Here is a 13,827-nt window from a genome sequence, read left to right as displayed (position 1 = left end):
GTGGACACCTTCGCTCTGGTCGTGACCATCGGTGTCGCGCTCGGCTTTACGTATACGAATGGTTTTCACGACTCCGCGAACGCGATCGCGACCTCGGTCTCGACCCGTGCGCTGACCCCGCGTGCCGCGCTCGCGATGGCCGCGGTCATGAACCTCGCCGGTGCCTTCCTCGGCAGCGGGGTCGCCAAGACGGTGAGTGAGGGCCTGATCGAGACGCCCCACGGCAACCGGGGCATGTGGATCCTCTTCGCGGCGCTCGTCGGCGCGATCGTGTGGAACCTGATCACCTGGTACTTCGGCCTGCCCTCGTCCTCCTCGCACGCGCTGTTCGGCGGCATGGTGGGCGCGGCGCTGGCGGGCGGCACCGAGGTGCTCTGGTCGGGTGTGGTCGACAAGGTCGTCATCCCGATGTTCGTCTCGCCGGTCGTCGGCCTCGTCGTCGGCTACCTGGTGATGGTCGCCATCCTGTGGATGTTCCGCCGTGCCAACCCGCACAAGGCCAAGCGCGGTTTCCGCATCGCGCAGACGGTCTCGGCGGCCGGCATGGCGCTCGGCCACGGTCTGCAGGACGCGCAGAAGACCATGGGCATCGTGATGATGGCCCTGGTCATCGCCGACGTGAACAGCGCGGGCGACGAGATCCCGGTCTGGGTCAAGATCGCGTGTGCCGTGATGCTCTCGCTGGGTACGTACGCGGGCGGCTGGCGCATCATGCGCACCCTCGGCCGCAAGATCATCGAGCTGGACCCGCCGCAGGGCTTCGCGGCGGAGACCACCGGTGCCTCGATCATGTTCGGCTCGGCGTTCCTCTTCCACGCGCCGATCTCCACCACTCACGTGATCACCTCGGCGATCATGGGCGTGGGCGCGACCAAGCGGGTGAACGCGGTCCGCTGGGGCGTCGCCAAGAACATCATCCTGGGCTGGTTCATCACCATGCCGGCCGCGGCGCTGGTCGCGGCGCTCAGCTTCTGGGTGGTCAACCTCGCCTTCGTGTGACCGCACGCGCACGTCGTACGGACACCAGTGGGCCCCGCCGGATCGGCTGATCCGGCGGGGCCCACCGGCATGTCGGGGGTGGGGTGGGACCGCTAGGGGAGCGGGAGCTTTCCGGCGCCGAAGGCGTAGCCGAAGTGGGCGCGGCCGGACGGGCCGCCGAGGCCGGCCAGGTTGTGGCTGGTGGCGCCGGTGCCGGTGACGCCGGTGGGGTCGGTCTTCAGCTTCCAGACCCGGCCGGTGAAGTTGTCCTCGCCGTACCCGCTGACGTAGAGCTCGGGCCTGCCGTCCTTGTCCGAGTCGAGCAAGGTCGTGCGCGCGCCGAAGTGGTCGAAGCGCTCGGACGTGCTGGGGATGCCCGCCGAGTTCTGGGTGAACACCTTGGAGCCCGTCCCGGTGATCCCCGAGGCGCTGCCGCGCAGCACCGTGACCGAGCCGGACTGGTGCGTGGCGGTCAGGTCGGTGCCGGTCTCCCAGGGGGCGCCGACGACGATGTCGGCGTAACCGTCGCCGTCGGTGTCCCCGACGGCGACCGCGCTGCCCCACCGGTCGTCGGCCTCCGCGACGCCGGGGACACCGGGACTGTCCTGGGTGTAGGTGAGCACCTCGGACAGGGTGCGGGGCATCTTCGGGCCGCCGTAGGAGACGTGGATCCGGCTGCCGTCCTTGTCGAACTGGCCGGCCTCGCCGCCGACGAAGTCCTGGTAGCCGTCCTTGTCGATGTCGCCGAACGCGCCGTCGGTCGGGCCCCTGACGATGCCGACGGGGGTCGGGCCGGCGGGGCCGCCCGCGTAGACCACGCCGTTGTTCCAGCCGGTGGCGACGACGTCCGCGATGCCGTCGCCGGTCATGTCCGCGATGTAGAGCCCGATGATGCGGAGGCCGTCCAGCTTCGTGGTGTGGCGGACCTGGACCGCCGCCGGCTTGCCGGTGGCGAAATCGAAGGGTCCCTGGAACACCACCAGTTTGCCGGCGGGCGCCTCCTTCTCGTCCGCGACCGTGAGGATGTCGGGGACGCCGTCACCGGTGACGTCGCCGACCGCGACGGCCGTATTCGGTGACAGGTACGACCCGTCGGGGAGGCGCGATCCGTAGGTGATCCGGCCCGGGCCGCGGCCCGTGAGGCCGTCCTTGCCGCCGCGCAGGATGAGGACCCCGTGGCCGTCGCGCACGATCAGGTCGGTGTATCCGTCGTGGTTCACGTCGCCCTGGCCGGAGATCGAGCCGAACCCGCCGTTCTCGGTCGGCTCGCCGGGAACGCCCGGGGTGGCCCGGGAGATCAGCGCGGCCGTGGTCTGCAGGCCGGTGCGGGAGCCGTACTGGACGGAGAGCATCCCGGCTCTGGGGAGACCGCCGACGGTCGCGGAGTGGGCGCTCGTCGCGAGGTCGGGGTAGCCGTCGCCGTTGAAGTCGGCGGGGGCACCGGCGGCCGTGAGGGCAGGGGTGGCGATGGCGGGGGCGGCGATGGCGGGGGTCAGGGTGGTGGTGGCGAGTACGACGGCCGCCGCGCTCGCGGCGGCCAGGGCGAGGACGTGCTGTCTGAGCATGGTGGAGGCCCTTTCGGAATCAGCCCGCGGTGCGGAAGCCGAAGGAGGCGAGGCCCTTCGGGCCGCCGAGGTCGGCGAAGGCGAAGCTGGTGGCGCCGGTGCCGGTGACGCCGGTCGGGTCGGTCTTCAGCTTCCAGACGCGGCCGGTGAAGTTGTCCTCGCCGTGTCCGCCGACGTAGACCTCGGGCTTGCCGTCCTTGTCGCTGTCCAGGACGCGGATGCTGGTGGCGAACTTGTCGTCGAGCTCGGAGGCGCTGGGGATGCCCGTGGAGTTCTGGGTGAGGGACTTGGCGCCGGCGGTGGTGATGCCGGTCTTGCCGCCGCGCAGGATGGTGAGGGCGCCGGAGCGGGCGGTGGTCGCGGGGTCGGTGCCGGTTTCGCCGGGGGCGCCGATGAGGACGTCGGCGTAACCGTCCTGGTCGGTGTCGGCGACGGCGACCGTGCCGCCGAACAGGTCGCCGGTCTCGCCGACTCCGGGGACGCCGGTGCTGCTCTGGCTGTACGAGCGGGAGGGGATCGTGGTGCTGATGCCCTTCGGGCCGCCGTAGACGACGGTCACCTTCTCGCCCGAGCCGCTGACGAAGTCCTGGTGGCCGTCCCCGTTGATGTCGCCGAAGGCCCCCGGGAGGATGGCGTTGTGGTTGTCGGGGTCGATGAAGGCGGGCGCGGCGCCGACTTTGACCAGGCCGCTGGTGCGCGTGCCCTTGAAAAGAGTGGCCTTGTGCACCCACTGCTTGGTCACGCCGCCGATCAGCATGTCGCTGATGCCGTCACCGGTCATGTCCCCGACCTGTACGTACCTGGTCTCGTGGCCGTCAAGAGCCGCGGTGTCGCGGTGGACGACCGACTTCGGCTTGCCCGTGGTCCGATCGAACGGTCCGTACTCGGTGACCTGGCCGTGGCCGAGGCGGCCGCTGCCCCAGGTCACCGAGTGGATGTCCGGGATGCCGTCTCCGTTGACGTCGCCGATGGCGACGGCGGAGTTGAGGCGGTTTGGTCCGCCCCGGTACTCGCTCTCGTTCGGGACGACGGCGGAGGCGCCGGTGATGCCCTGCTTGCTGCCCCAGAGGATCGACAGGTCGCCGTAGTCGGCGACCAGCAGGTCGTCGTAGCCGTCGTGGTCGAAGTCGCCGTGGCCGTTGACGTGGCTCCAGGTGCCGCTCTCGCGGGGGTCGTCGGGGATGCCGTCGGTGGCTTCGCTGATGACGGATGCCTTGTCGTACTGGAAGCCGGTGGCGGAGCCGTAGACCACGGACAGCGCCCCGGCCTTCTTCAGGCCGTTGACGGTGGCGGTGTGGGCGCCGATGGCGAGGTCGGGGTAGCCGTCGCCGTTGAAGTCGGCGGTGTCGGGGGCGGCGGCGGCCTTGCCGGGTGCCGGGGCCGCGGTGGCGGCGGTCAGGGTGGTGAGGCCGAGGACGGCGGCGGTGCAGGCGGCCGTGGTGAGGAGCGTGCGGGTGCGCATGGGTTGGGTGTCCCCCCGTGGAACTTGGTTGGTGGTGAGGTGGGGGTCGGCCCCTTGCCGGAAGGGGCTGACCCGGAGGCGTCGGCTACTTGCCGAACCATTCGCCGAAGTGGGCGCCGCCGTAGCCGCCGCCCGGGCTGAAGGACGTGGCGCCGGTGCCGGTCAGGCCGGTGGCACCGGTCTGCAGTTGCCAGACCCGGCCGGCCCAGTCGTCCTCGCCGTGGCCGCCGACGTACAGCTCGGGCTTGCCGTCCTTGTCGGCGTCGAGGAGGGTGAGTGCCTGACCGAAGTGGTCCGACTTCTCGGAAGTGCTGGGGATTCCGGCGGAGTTCTGGGTGAAGGACTCGGCGCCGGTGGTGGTGACGCCGGTCCTGGATCCGCGCAGCACGGTGATGGCACCGGCCCCGGAGGTGGTGGCCTCCGTGCCCGACTCGAACGGGACGCCGACAACGATGTCCGCGTAGCCGTCATGGTCCACATCGCCGAGGGTGACGTCGGTTCCGAAGCGGTCGTACTTCTCGTTGACGCCCGGGACCCCGGCGGTGTTCTGGTCGTATCGGCGGCCGGGCAGGGTCTTGCTGAGGCCGTCGGGGCCGCCGTAGTGGACCTTGATCCCGCCGCTGTCGCGGGGGGTGGTGACCGCCCAGGAACGGGTGACCATGTCGCGGTAGCCGTCCGCGTTGATGTCGCCGAACTCGACGCCGAACGCCACGTCCTTGAGCGTGCCGCCGGGGACGGGTCCGGTGGGGGTTCCCTTGAGGACGACGGCCGACCTGGGGCCGTTGGGGTCGTCGCCCGCGATTCCCGCGCCCACGATGTCCGCGGTGCCGTCGCCGGTCACGTCACCGACGGAGACGGCCCGGACGTGTATCCCGTCCTTGGCCCGCGTGTTGCGGACGAGGGTGGAAGCCGGCTTGCCGGTGGCGCGGGCGAGCGGGCCGTACTGGATGAGGACGCCCGCGAACGGGGTGGGGGACTTGGCGGCCGAGGCGGCCCTGACGAGGTCGTCCTTGCCGTCGCCGTTGACGTCCCCGATCCCGCCGCCCGCTCCGCCGGTACGGGGCGACTCGGTGGTGCCGGCGCCCCTCGGGAGGGTGATCCCCCCGGAGATCCCGGACTTGCCGCCCCACAGGACCAGGTCGTCACCGGTGCCGGTGCCGAGCAGCAGGTCGTCGTACCCGTCCGCGTCCAGGTCTCCGTGGGTGGCCCTGACCCCCCAGCCGCCCTCGGAGGCGTGCGGCTCGCCCGGGATGCCGGGGGTGGCGCGGCTGATCAGCTGCTGCTTGTCGAAGCGCAGGCCGGTGGGGGAGCCGTAGACGACGGAGACGAGGCCGGCGCCCTTGAGCCCGTTGACGGTGGCGCGGGGGGCGCCGATGGCCAGGTCCGCGTAGCCGTCGCCGTTGAAGTCGGCGGCGTCCTTGGCCACGGGCTTCGCCGGGGCCGCCGGAGCCGCCGGGGCCGCCGGAGAGGCGGGTGCGGCCGTGGCCGGGGACAGGCCGGTGACGGCCAGTACGGCCGCGGTGCAGGCGGCTGCCGTCAGGTACGTGGTACTGCGCAAAAGATCCCCCCGGTGTCCGGTGGCGGCCTCAAGGGCCGTTTCCGGTATGCGACTTGTCGCTGCGTACCTATGACCGATGAGCGGGGGGCAGGGTTGGTGTGATCCGGGTCACGCTCCGCGGTGGCGTGCGGGGCCGGGAAAGGAAGCGGGCCGGCTCCCCCCACCCAGGGGGAGCCGGCCCTTTTTCTTTCTTTCGCCTTGCGGTGGCACCGCCATGCAGCACCGCAGGACGTCTTGCAACATCCCGGTTTAGCCGAAGCGGCCCGAGATGTAGTCCTCGGTCGCCTGCACGGACGGGTTCGAGAAGATCCGGTCCGTGTCGTCGATCTCGATCAGCTTGCCGGGCTGGCCGACCGCGGAGAGGTTGAAGAAGGCCGTGCGGTCGGAGACGCGCGCCGCCTGCTGCATGTTGTGCGTCACGATGACGATCGTGAAGCGCTCCTTGAGCTCGCCGATCAGGTCCTCGATGGCGAGGGTGGAGATCGGGTCGAGGGCCGAGCAGGGCTCGTCCATCAGGAGGACCTGCGGCTCGACCGCGATGGCGCGGGCGATGCACAGGCGCTGCTGCTGGCCGCCGGAGAGGCCGGAGCCGGGCTTGTTCAGGCGGTCCTTGACCTCGTTCCAGAGGTTGGCGCCCTGGAGGGACTTCTCGACGATCTCCGTGAGCTCGGACTTCTTGAAGGAGCCGTTGAGGCGCAGGCCCGCCGCCACGTTGTCGAAGATCGACATGGTGGGGAAGGGGTTCGGGCGCTGGAAGACCATGCCGACCGTGCGGCGGACCGCGACCGGGTCCACGCCGGGGCCGTACAGGTTCTCGTCGTCCAGCAGCACCTTGCCCTCGACGCGGCCCCCGGGGGTGACCTCGTGCATGCGGTTCAGGGTGCGCAGGAAGGTGGACTTGCCGCAGCCGGAGGGGCCGATGAAGGCGGTCACGGAGCGGGGCTCCACGGTCATCGAGATGTCGTCGATGGCCTTGTGGGTGCCGTAGAAGGCGGACAGTCCGCTGACGTCGATTCGCTTAGCCATGAGGGGTCACTTCGCTTTCAGGGAGTCGCGTCAGCGACCGGTCTTGGGGGCCTTCCAGCGGGCGATGCCGCGAGCCACCAGATTGAGGATCATGACGAAGGCGATCAGGACGAGCGCCGCGCCCCAGGCCCGGTCGTAGGAGGCTTCACTGCCGACCTTGTACTGCTCCCAGATGTAGAGGGGGAGCGAGGACTGGGCACCTTCGAAGGGGTTGTTGTTGATCAGCTGGGTACCGAAGACCAGCAGCATGATCGGGGCGGTCTCACCCGCGATGCGGGCCACGGCCAGCATCACGCCGGTGGCGATGCCGCCGATGGCCGTGGGGAGCACGACCTTGAGGATCACGCGCCACTTCGGCACACCGAGGGCCAGGGCGGCCTCGCGCAGCTCGTTCGGGACGAGCTTGAGCATTTCCTCGGTGGAGCGGACCACGACGGGCATCATCAGGATCGACAGGGCCATCGCGCCGGCGAAGCCGGAGGGGCCGAAGCCGAGCATCAGGTTCCACGTCGTCAGGATGAACAGACCCGCGACGATGGAGGGGATGCCGGTCATGACGTCGACGAAGAAGGTGACCGCCTTGGCGAGCGAGCCCTTGCCGTACTCGACCAGGTAGACGGCGGTCAGCAGGCCGATGGGGGCCGAGATCGCGGTGGCCAGGGCGACCTGCTCGATGGTGCCGAGCAGCGCGTGGTAGACGCCGCCGCCGGGCTCGAAGCTGGTCACGCCGTTCATCGAGTGGCCGAGGAAGTCACCGTCGAGGACCTTCATGCCGCGGCTGATGGTCGTCCACAGCAGCGAGAGCAGCGGGGCGAGGGCGAGGACGAAGCAGACCCAGACGACGGAGGTCGCGACCCGGTCCTTGGCCTGGCGGCGGTTCTCGACGATCGAGCTGGCCGTGTACGTGATGACCACGAACAGGGCGGCCGCGAGCAGACCCCACTGGATCTTGCTGTGGAGGTCGAAGAGGGCGCCGAGGCCGGAGCCGAGCGCGACCGAGGCGGCGGCGATGCCGGCCGGGGCCCAGCGGGGCAGGTGGCCCTGCGTCAGGCTGCTGGGGGCGGCGGACTTGACGGCCCGGGAGGGGCGCGGGTCCTGGAGTGCGTGGCTCATCAGGCGTTCGCCCCCGAGAAGTCCTTGCGACGGGCGATGATCAGCCGGGCGGCGCCGTTGACCAGCAGGGTGAGCAGGAAGAGCACGAGACCGGAGGCGATCAGCGCGTCGCGGCCGAACTCGTTGGCCTCGTCGAACTTCGCGGCGATGTTCTGCGCGAACGTGCCGCCGCCCGGGTCCAGGATGTGGCCGGAGATCAGGAAGCTCGGGGAGAGGACGGTCGCGACGGCCATCGTCTCGCCGAGGGCGCGGCCGAGGCCGAGCATCGAGGCGGAGATGACTCCGGAGCGGCCGAAGGGCAGGACCGACATGCGGATGACTTCCCAGCGGGTCGCGCCGAGGGCCAGTGCGGCTTCCTCGTTCATGCGCGGGACCTGCAGGAAGACCTCGCGGCTGACGCTGGTCACGATCGGCAGGATCATGATCGCGAGCAGGATGCCGACGGTGAAGAGCGAGCGTGCGACGCCGACCTGGGTCTTGTCGAAGACGTAGGTCCAGCCCATGTACTCGTCGAGCCAGAGGTTCAGTCCGGCGAGCTGCGGGACGAGGAAGAGGGCGCCCCAGATGCCGTAGATGATCGACGGCACGGCGGCCAGCAGGTCGACCACGTAGGCGAGGGGGGCGGCCAGCTTGCGCGGCGCGTAGTGCGAGATGAAGAGGGCGATGCCGACGGCGATCGGAACCGCGATGGCCATCGCGATGATCGAGCTGACGACGGTGCCGAAGAGCAGGACGGCGATGCCGAAGACGGGGGGATTGGCCGACGCGTTCCAGTCGAACGTGGTGAGGAAGTTGCCCTCGTTGTCGGCCAGCGCGATGGAGGCGCGGTAGGTGAGGAAGACGGCGATCGACGCCATGATCACCAGGAGCAGGATGCCGGAGCCCTTGGAGAGGCCCGCGAAGATCTTGTCACCGGCGCGGCCGGTGGACCTTCCGCTCTTGGAGACGGGCGGAGCCGTGTCTATCTGGGTGGGTGTGGTGGAAGCCATGATCTTTCCGGTCTGGATGGGGGGCAGGCCCCCTGGCGGCGGTGCACCGGATCCCCTGGGTGGAGGGGAGGGTCCCCGGGCCGGTCCGCCCCCCGGACGGGGGGAGCGGACCGGTGGTCCCGGGGGTCTGGATTAGGCGAGCTTCGCGATGACTTCGCGGACCTTGGCGTTGATCTCGGCCGGGATCGGGGCGTAGCCGTTCTCGGTGAGGACCTTCTGGCCCGCGTCGGAAGCGGTGTAGTTCAGGAAGGACTTCACGGTCGAGAGGGTCTCGGCCTTGTTGCCCTTGTCGCAGACGACTTCGTAGGTCACCAGGACGATCGGGTAGGCACCCTCGGCCTTGGTGGCGTAGTCGAGCTTCAGCGCCAGGTCGTCGCCGGTGCCGGAGATCTTGGCGGCGGCGATGGCCTTGGAGGCGTTCTCGCCGGTGGCCTTGACCGGAGCGGCGGCGCCCGTGGCGACGTCCACGGTCTTGATGCTCTGCGAGGAGGCGTACGAGAGCTCGAAGTAGCCGATCGCGCCGTCGACGGCCTTGACCTGCGAGGCGACACCGGAGGAGCCGGAGGCGGCCTGGCCACCCGGGGCCGGCCACTTCTTCGCGGCCTCGTACGTCCAGGCCTCGGGAGCGGCGGCCTTGAGGTACTTGCCGAGGTTCTCGGTCGTGCCCGAGTCCTCGGAGCGGTGGAACGCCTGGATCGCGGTGGCGGGAAGCGTGACGCCCGGGTTCAGCTTCTTGATCGCCTCGTCGTCCCACTTCTTGATCTTGTCGTTGAAGATCGCGGCGAGGGTGGGGGCGTCCAGCGTCAGCTTGTCCACGCCGGCGACGTTGAAGCCGATGGCGATGGGGCCGCCGACCATCGGCAGGTCGATGCCCTGACCGCCGGTGCAGATCTTCTTCGACTCCTCGACGGCCTCGGGCTTCAGCGCCGAGTCCGAGCCGGCGAAGCCGACGGTGCCCTGGTTGAACGCGACGATGCCCTCACCGGAGGAGGAGGACTTGTAGTTGACCTCGACGCCCGGGCAGGCCGCCATGTAGTTCTTGACCCACAGGTCGACCGCGTTCTTCTGCGCGGAGGAGCCCGAGGCGAGGAGCTTGCCCTTGGCGCCGTCGCACTTGATGTCGCCCACGGCGGCGGAAGGCTTGCCCGAGGCGCCGGCGTCGGTCTTGGTGTTGTCGTCCGAGCCGCACGCCGTGAGGACCAGGGCGCCGGACACGACGAGCGCCCCGAGGGCGGAGGCACGAAGCATGTTCTTGCGCTGAAGCTTCACTTTCGGGTGTTTCCTTCCAGAAGCCGCCGGCCGCTTTCTGAATCGGGGCGGCGTGCGAAGAGGACTACGTCGGTTGCCCGGAGGAATCGTCCGTGTTCGCGGCGACTCGCTCCCTGCATCTACGAAGTTAGGCAGATCAGGTGAAGCGGCCGACCGGGGTAAGTGAACGGATGGTGAACCGTGGCGGACGGGGTGGTGCGGAGGGGCGGCGCCGGAGCTGGACGTCATCTCCTGTTATCCCGCCGTTACCGATGCGTGACCTGCCGTGGGTGCCTACGGTGCGTGTGGTGCGTGCGTGTGGTGCGGGCCGGAGGGGTCAGACGCCTGCGTGGCTGGAATCCGCCGGTTGCCAGATGTGCTGGAAGGTGGTCCGGGAGGCTTCGACCTCGTGGCGCTGGTCCGCGTGCAGGACGCCCAGGGCGTACGCCGTCGCCGGGGCGATGCGGGGGGTGCGGGCCGCGGTGGCCGAGGCGGCGGCGGCTTCCGCGGCATCCCGGTGCCGGGTCAGGGCCTGGCCCGCGGCCGTCAGGCGGGCCACGTCGCCGCCCAGGGCCTCCCGGGCGTAGCGGTGGACGCGCAGCAGGCGGCGTACCTCGTTCCACGAGCCGTCGTGGTCCGCGTCGTACGGGTGCGAGGGCGAGGGGGCGGGGAGCGAGTGCACCGCCGCGGACAGGCGGGAATGCGCCACCTCGGCGAGCGGGACCAGGACCTCGTCCACCCGGCCGCGGGCCGCCACCGGGTCCAGCGGGACCTCGGAGGCCAGGACCGCCACGGCGTCCGCGACCGCGTGGAAGCGGGAGGAGCCGAGCGCCTGCAGGGTCGCGGAGTGGGCCCGGGTGCGGGCCAGGGTGAGCTGGCGCTCCAGCAGGGCGCCCGCGCGGGCCGAGCCCACGGTCAGCGAGCCCGCCGTACCCCGGGGAGCCGGCACCTCGGGGCTTCCCGACAGCCGCTGCAGGGCGTCCATCAGCCGTGACAGGCGCGCCGCGTACGCGTGCTCGTCGGCCAGGGTCGCCGAGAGCCAGACCAGCTCCGTGCGCAGCGAATCCGCCCAGGAAGAATCGGCCACCGCCCTGAACGTGGACAGGGAGCAGGAGATCCGGCGCGCAGCCCCCCGCAGGCTGCGCGCCGCCTCGCTGCCCTCGGCGCCGCCGGTCGCGGCGCCCTCCTCGTGGAGGCGCAGGCCCCGCAGGAACGCGGTGGCCTGCGCACGCAGGTACGTACCGAGCACGGTGCCTGCCGTGGTGGCGGTCAGGTCATGATTTGGCTGAGCCACGCCGGCGCCTCCGGGCGTCAATGAGCATCTCCTGAACGTGCCGCAGCGGCTGGCCCTCGCTGTCCGTGCTGTGCCGGGTCCATTCGCCGTCCGGGCCCAGGTGCCAGGAGGTGGTGGCGTCGGACATGCCGGTTTCCAGCAGCCGGTCCAGTGCCGCGCGGTGGGCCGGGTCGGCGACCCTGACCAGTGCCTCGATACGGCGGTCGAGGTTGCGGTGCATCATGTCGGCGCTGCCTATGTACACCTCGGGCTCGCCGCCGTTGCCGAAGGCGAAGACCCGGGAGTGCTCCAGGAAGCGGCCGAGGATCGAGCGGACCCGGATGTTGTCCGAGAGCCCGGGGACACCGGGGCGGATCGCGCAGATGCCGCGGACCCAGATGTCGATGGGCACGCCCGCCTGCGAGGCCCGGTAGAGCGAGTCGATGAGCGCCTCGTCGACGATCGAGTTCATCTTGAGGCGGACGTACGCGGGACGGCCCGCCCTGTGATGGGCCGCCTCCTTGTCGATCCGGGAGATCAGGCCGTCGCGCAGCGAGCGCGGGGCCACCAGCAGCCGGCGGTAGGTCTCGCGGCGCGAGTAGCCGGACAGCCGGTTGAAGAGGTCCGAGAGGTCCGCGCCGACCTGGGAGTCGGCGGTGAGCAGGCCGAGGTCCTCGTAGAGCCGTGCCGTCTTGGGGTGGTAGTTGCCGGTGCCGACGTGGGAGTAGCGGCGCAGCGTGTCGCCCTCCTGACGGACGACGAGCGACAGCTTGCAGTGGGTCTTGAGGCCGACGAGCCCGTAGACGACGTGGCAGCCGGATTCCTCGAGCTTGCGGGCCCACTTGATGTTGGCCTGCTCGTCGAAGCGGGCCTTGATCTCGACGAGTACGAGGACCTGCTTGCCGGATTCGGCGGCGTCGATCAGGGCGTCCACGATCGGGGAGTCGCCGGAGGTCCGGTACAGCGTCTGCTTGATGGCGAGGACGTCCGGGTCGGCGGCCGCCTGCTCCAGGAAGGCCTGCACGGAGGTGGAGAAGGAGTCGTACGGGTGGTGCAGGAGCACGTCCCGCTCGCGCAGCGCCGCGAAGATGTCGGGCGCGGACGCGGACTCGACCTCGGCGAGGTCGCGGTGCGTGCCGGCGACGAACTTCGGGAACTTCAGCTCCGGGCGGTCCAGGGAGGCGATCCCGAAGAGGGCGGTGAGGTCGAGGGGGCCGGGGAGCGGGTACACCTCGGACGGGTTCACCTTCAGCTCCTGGACCAGCAGGTCCAGGACGCCGGGGTCGATGGACTCCTCGACCTCCAGGCGCACCGGCGGGCCGAAGCGGCGCCGCATGAGCTCCTTCTCGAGGGCCTGGAGGAGGTTCTCCGCGTCGTCCTCTTCCACCTCGAGGTCCTCGTTGCGGGTCACGCGGAACATGTGGTGCGCGAGCACCTCCATGCCGGGGAACAGCTCCTCCAGGTGCGCGGCGATGACGTCCTCCAGCGGGACGTAGCGCTGCGGGGAGGCCTCCAGGAAGCGGGAGAGGAGCGGGGGGACCTTGACCCGGGCGAAGTGTCGGTGGCCGCTGACGGGATTGCGTACGACCACGGCCAGGTTCAGGGACAGGCCGGAGATGTACGGGAACGGGTGCGCGGGGTCCACGGCCAGCGGGGTGAGCACCGGGAAGATCTGGTTGCGGAACAGGGTGAAGAGGCGCGCCTGCTCCTTCTCGGTGAGGTCGGGCCACCGGATGAGGTGGACGCCTTCCTCGGCGAGCTGCGGGGAGATGTCCTGCTGGAAGCAGGCGGCGTGGCGGGCCATGAGCTCGCGGGAGCGGGTCCAGATGAGGTCGAGGACCTCACGGGGCTGCAGGCCTGAGGCCGAACGGGTGGCGACGCCGGTCGCGATGCGGCGCTTGAGTCCGGCGACGCGGACCATGAAGAACTCGTCGAGGTTGCTGGCGAAGATCGCCAGGAAGTTCGCACGCTCCAGGAGGGGCGTGGCGGGGTCCTCCGCGAGCTCCAGGACGCGCTCGTTGAAGGCGAGCCAGCTGCGCTCCCGGTCGAGGAAGCGGCCCGCGGGCAGCTCACCGGTGTCCTTCTCGTCGTAGGCGTCCAGGTCCGCGTCGAGATCCGGTTCCAGGTCGACGTGCGGGCGGTGGGCGGCTATGGACCCCAGGCGGGCGTGCGCGCCGGTTGCGGCGCGGGCGGCCACGGCCTCGGGGGTGGCGGCGCGGGCGGCCGCGGCCGCGGAGACATCGGCGGCGCTGGGAGCGGACGGCGAGGCGAACTTGTTCGGCGGCTGCTGGGCGGGGACCTCGGAAGGGGCTGCGCTGGGCTTGTGGCTCATGACTCCATTCTTCCGCGCGCGCGGGAGGACAGGCGCGTCGGAAGTGTCGGCCGTCAGTCGGAGTCGGGGCTGCATGCGGTCAGCTTCGCGACCGCGCATTAATGCCCGGTTAATGGCGTATGGCTTCCAGGGTCCGGGCGGGGGTCGGCTGGTGCCGACCCCCGGACCCGGGGAGGCGGCTCGGCTGCGCCGGGCGACAGCGGGGGAGCCGTCGTACCGGGCGCAGGCGCCAGCGGGTGCGTCGGGCCGGGGGGTGTTCTAGCGTCGGTAGGAGGGAGGGATG

At 70.7% G+C, this 13,827-nt stretch carries 10 protein-coding genes; 1 reads left to right on the top strand and 9 read right to left on the bottom strand.

The annotated features are described in order from the left end of the window. Nucleotides 1-999 carry an inorganic phosphate transporter gene (locus ACFYM0_RS32660; RefSeq protein WP_327253575.1) on the top strand — a complete coding sequence of 333 codons (999 nt, stop codon included), beginning with the start codon at nucleotides 1-3 and terminating at the stop codon, nucleotides 997-999. A gap of 92 nt (nucleotides 1,000-1,091) precedes the next feature. Here ACFYM0_RS32660 and ACFYM0_RS32655 read toward each other — a convergent pair whose 3' ends face one another. The 9 genes from ACFYM0_RS32655 to ACFYM0_RS32615 all read right to left on the bottom strand — a co-directional run bounded on the left by ACFYM0_RS32655 (nucleotide 1,092) and on the right by ACFYM0_RS32615 (nucleotide 13,544). After that, nucleotides 1,092-2,543, bottom strand: a complete 1,452-nt coding sequence (locus tag ACFYM0_RS32655; protein ID WP_388507740.1) for an FG-GAP and VCBS repeat-containing protein — start codon at nucleotides 2,541-2,543, stop codon at nucleotides 1,092-1,094. A gap of 19 nt (nucleotides 2,544-2,562) precedes the next feature. Then, entirely contained in the window at nucleotides 2,563-4,005 is a 1,443-nt protein-coding gene (locus ACFYM0_RS32650; protein ID WP_388507737.1) for an FG-GAP-like repeat-containing protein, read from the bottom strand. Between the two features lie 85 nt (nucleotides 4,006-4,090). Next, the gene (locus ACFYM0_RS32645) at nucleotides 4,091-5,563 is read right to left on the bottom strand and encodes an integrin alpha pat-2 (RefSeq protein WP_388507733.1); all 1,473 of its coding nucleotides are present in this window, start codon (nucleotides 5,561-5,563) and stop codon (nucleotides 4,091-4,093) included. Between the two features lie 249 nt (nucleotides 5,564-5,812). Further along, nucleotides 5,813-6,589 carry a phosphate ABC transporter ATP-binding protein PstB gene (gene pstB, locus ACFYM0_RS32640; protein ID WP_356508290.1) on the bottom strand — a complete coding sequence of 259 codons (777 nt, stop codon included), beginning with the start codon at nucleotides 6,587-6,589 and terminating at the stop codon, nucleotides 5,813-5,815. 30 nt (nucleotides 6,590-6,619) lie between these two features. Next, the gene (pstA, locus tag ACFYM0_RS32635; RefSeq protein WP_388507730.1) at nucleotides 6,620-7,702 is read right to left on the bottom strand and encodes a phosphate ABC transporter permease PstA; all 1,083 of its coding nucleotides are present in this window, start codon (nucleotides 7,700-7,702) and stop codon (nucleotides 6,620-6,622) included. Continuing rightward, nucleotides 7,702-8,691 (bottom strand): phosphate ABC transporter permease subunit PstC, encoded by a 990-nt coding sequence (pstC, locus tag ACFYM0_RS32630; protein ID WP_327253572.1) that lies wholly within the window; start codon nucleotides 8,689-8,691, stop codon nucleotides 7,702-7,704. The genes pstA and pstC overlap by 1 nt, the downstream gene beginning before the upstream one ends. A gap of 132 nt (nucleotides 8,692-8,823) precedes the next feature. Further along, nucleotides 8,824-9,960: a phosphate ABC transporter substrate-binding protein PstS gene (pstS, locus tag ACFYM0_RS32625; protein WP_327253571.1), complete on the bottom strand. Its 1,137-nt coding sequence runs from the start codon at nucleotides 9,958-9,960 to the stop codon at nucleotides 8,824-8,826. Nucleotides 9,961-10,276: 316 nt separating this feature from the next. Next, on the bottom strand, nucleotides 10,277-11,233 hold the full coding sequence (locus ACFYM0_RS32620) for a CHAD domain-containing protein (RefSeq protein ID WP_388507727.1): 957 nt from the start codon (nucleotides 11,231-11,233) through the stop codon (nucleotides 10,277-10,279). Further along, nucleotides 11,214-13,544: an RNA degradosome polyphosphate kinase gene (locus ACFYM0_RS32615; protein ID WP_388507724.1), complete on the bottom strand. Its 2,331-nt coding sequence runs from the start codon at nucleotides 13,542-13,544 to the stop codon at nucleotides 11,214-11,216. The genes ACFYM0_RS32620 and ACFYM0_RS32615 overlap by 20 nt, the downstream gene beginning before the upstream one ends. Nucleotides 13,545-13,827 lie beyond the last annotated feature (283 nt).

The sequence above is a fragment of the Streptomyces sp. NPDC006487 genome (genome assembly GCF_042870555.1).
Taxonomy (GTDB): domain Bacteria; phylum Actinomycetota; class Actinomycetes; order Streptomycetales; family Streptomycetaceae; genus Streptomyces.
Note: the sequence above shows the minus strand (reverse complement) of the source record. Positions and strands in the feature narration are given on the sequence as shown.

Excerpts from the sequence above, each read along its gene's own strand:
- ACFYM0_RS32655 (WP_388507740.1), bottom strand. The coding sequence starts at position 2,543 with ATGCTCAGACAGCACGTCCTCGCCCTGGCCGCCGCGAGCGCGGCGGCC.
- ACFYM0_RS32650 (WP_388507737.1), bottom strand. The coding sequence starts at position 4,005 with ATGCGCACCCGCACGCTCCTCACCACGGCCGCCTGCACCGCCGCCGTC.
- pstB (WP_356508290.1), bottom strand. The coding sequence starts at position 6,589 with ATGGCTAAGCGAATCGACGTCAGCGGACTGTCCGCCTTCTACGGCACC.
- pstA (WP_388507730.1), bottom strand. The coding sequence starts at position 7,702 with ATGAGCCACGCACTCCAGGACCCGCGCCCCTCCCGGGCCGTCAAGTCC.
- pstC (WP_327253572.1), bottom strand. The coding sequence starts at position 8,691 with ATGGCTTCCACCACACCCACCCAGATAGACACGGCTCCGCCCGTCTCC.
- ACFYM0_RS32615 (WP_388507724.1), bottom strand. The coding sequence starts at position 13,544 with ATGAGCCACAAGCCCAGCGCAGCCCCTTCCGAGGTCCCCGCCCAGCAG.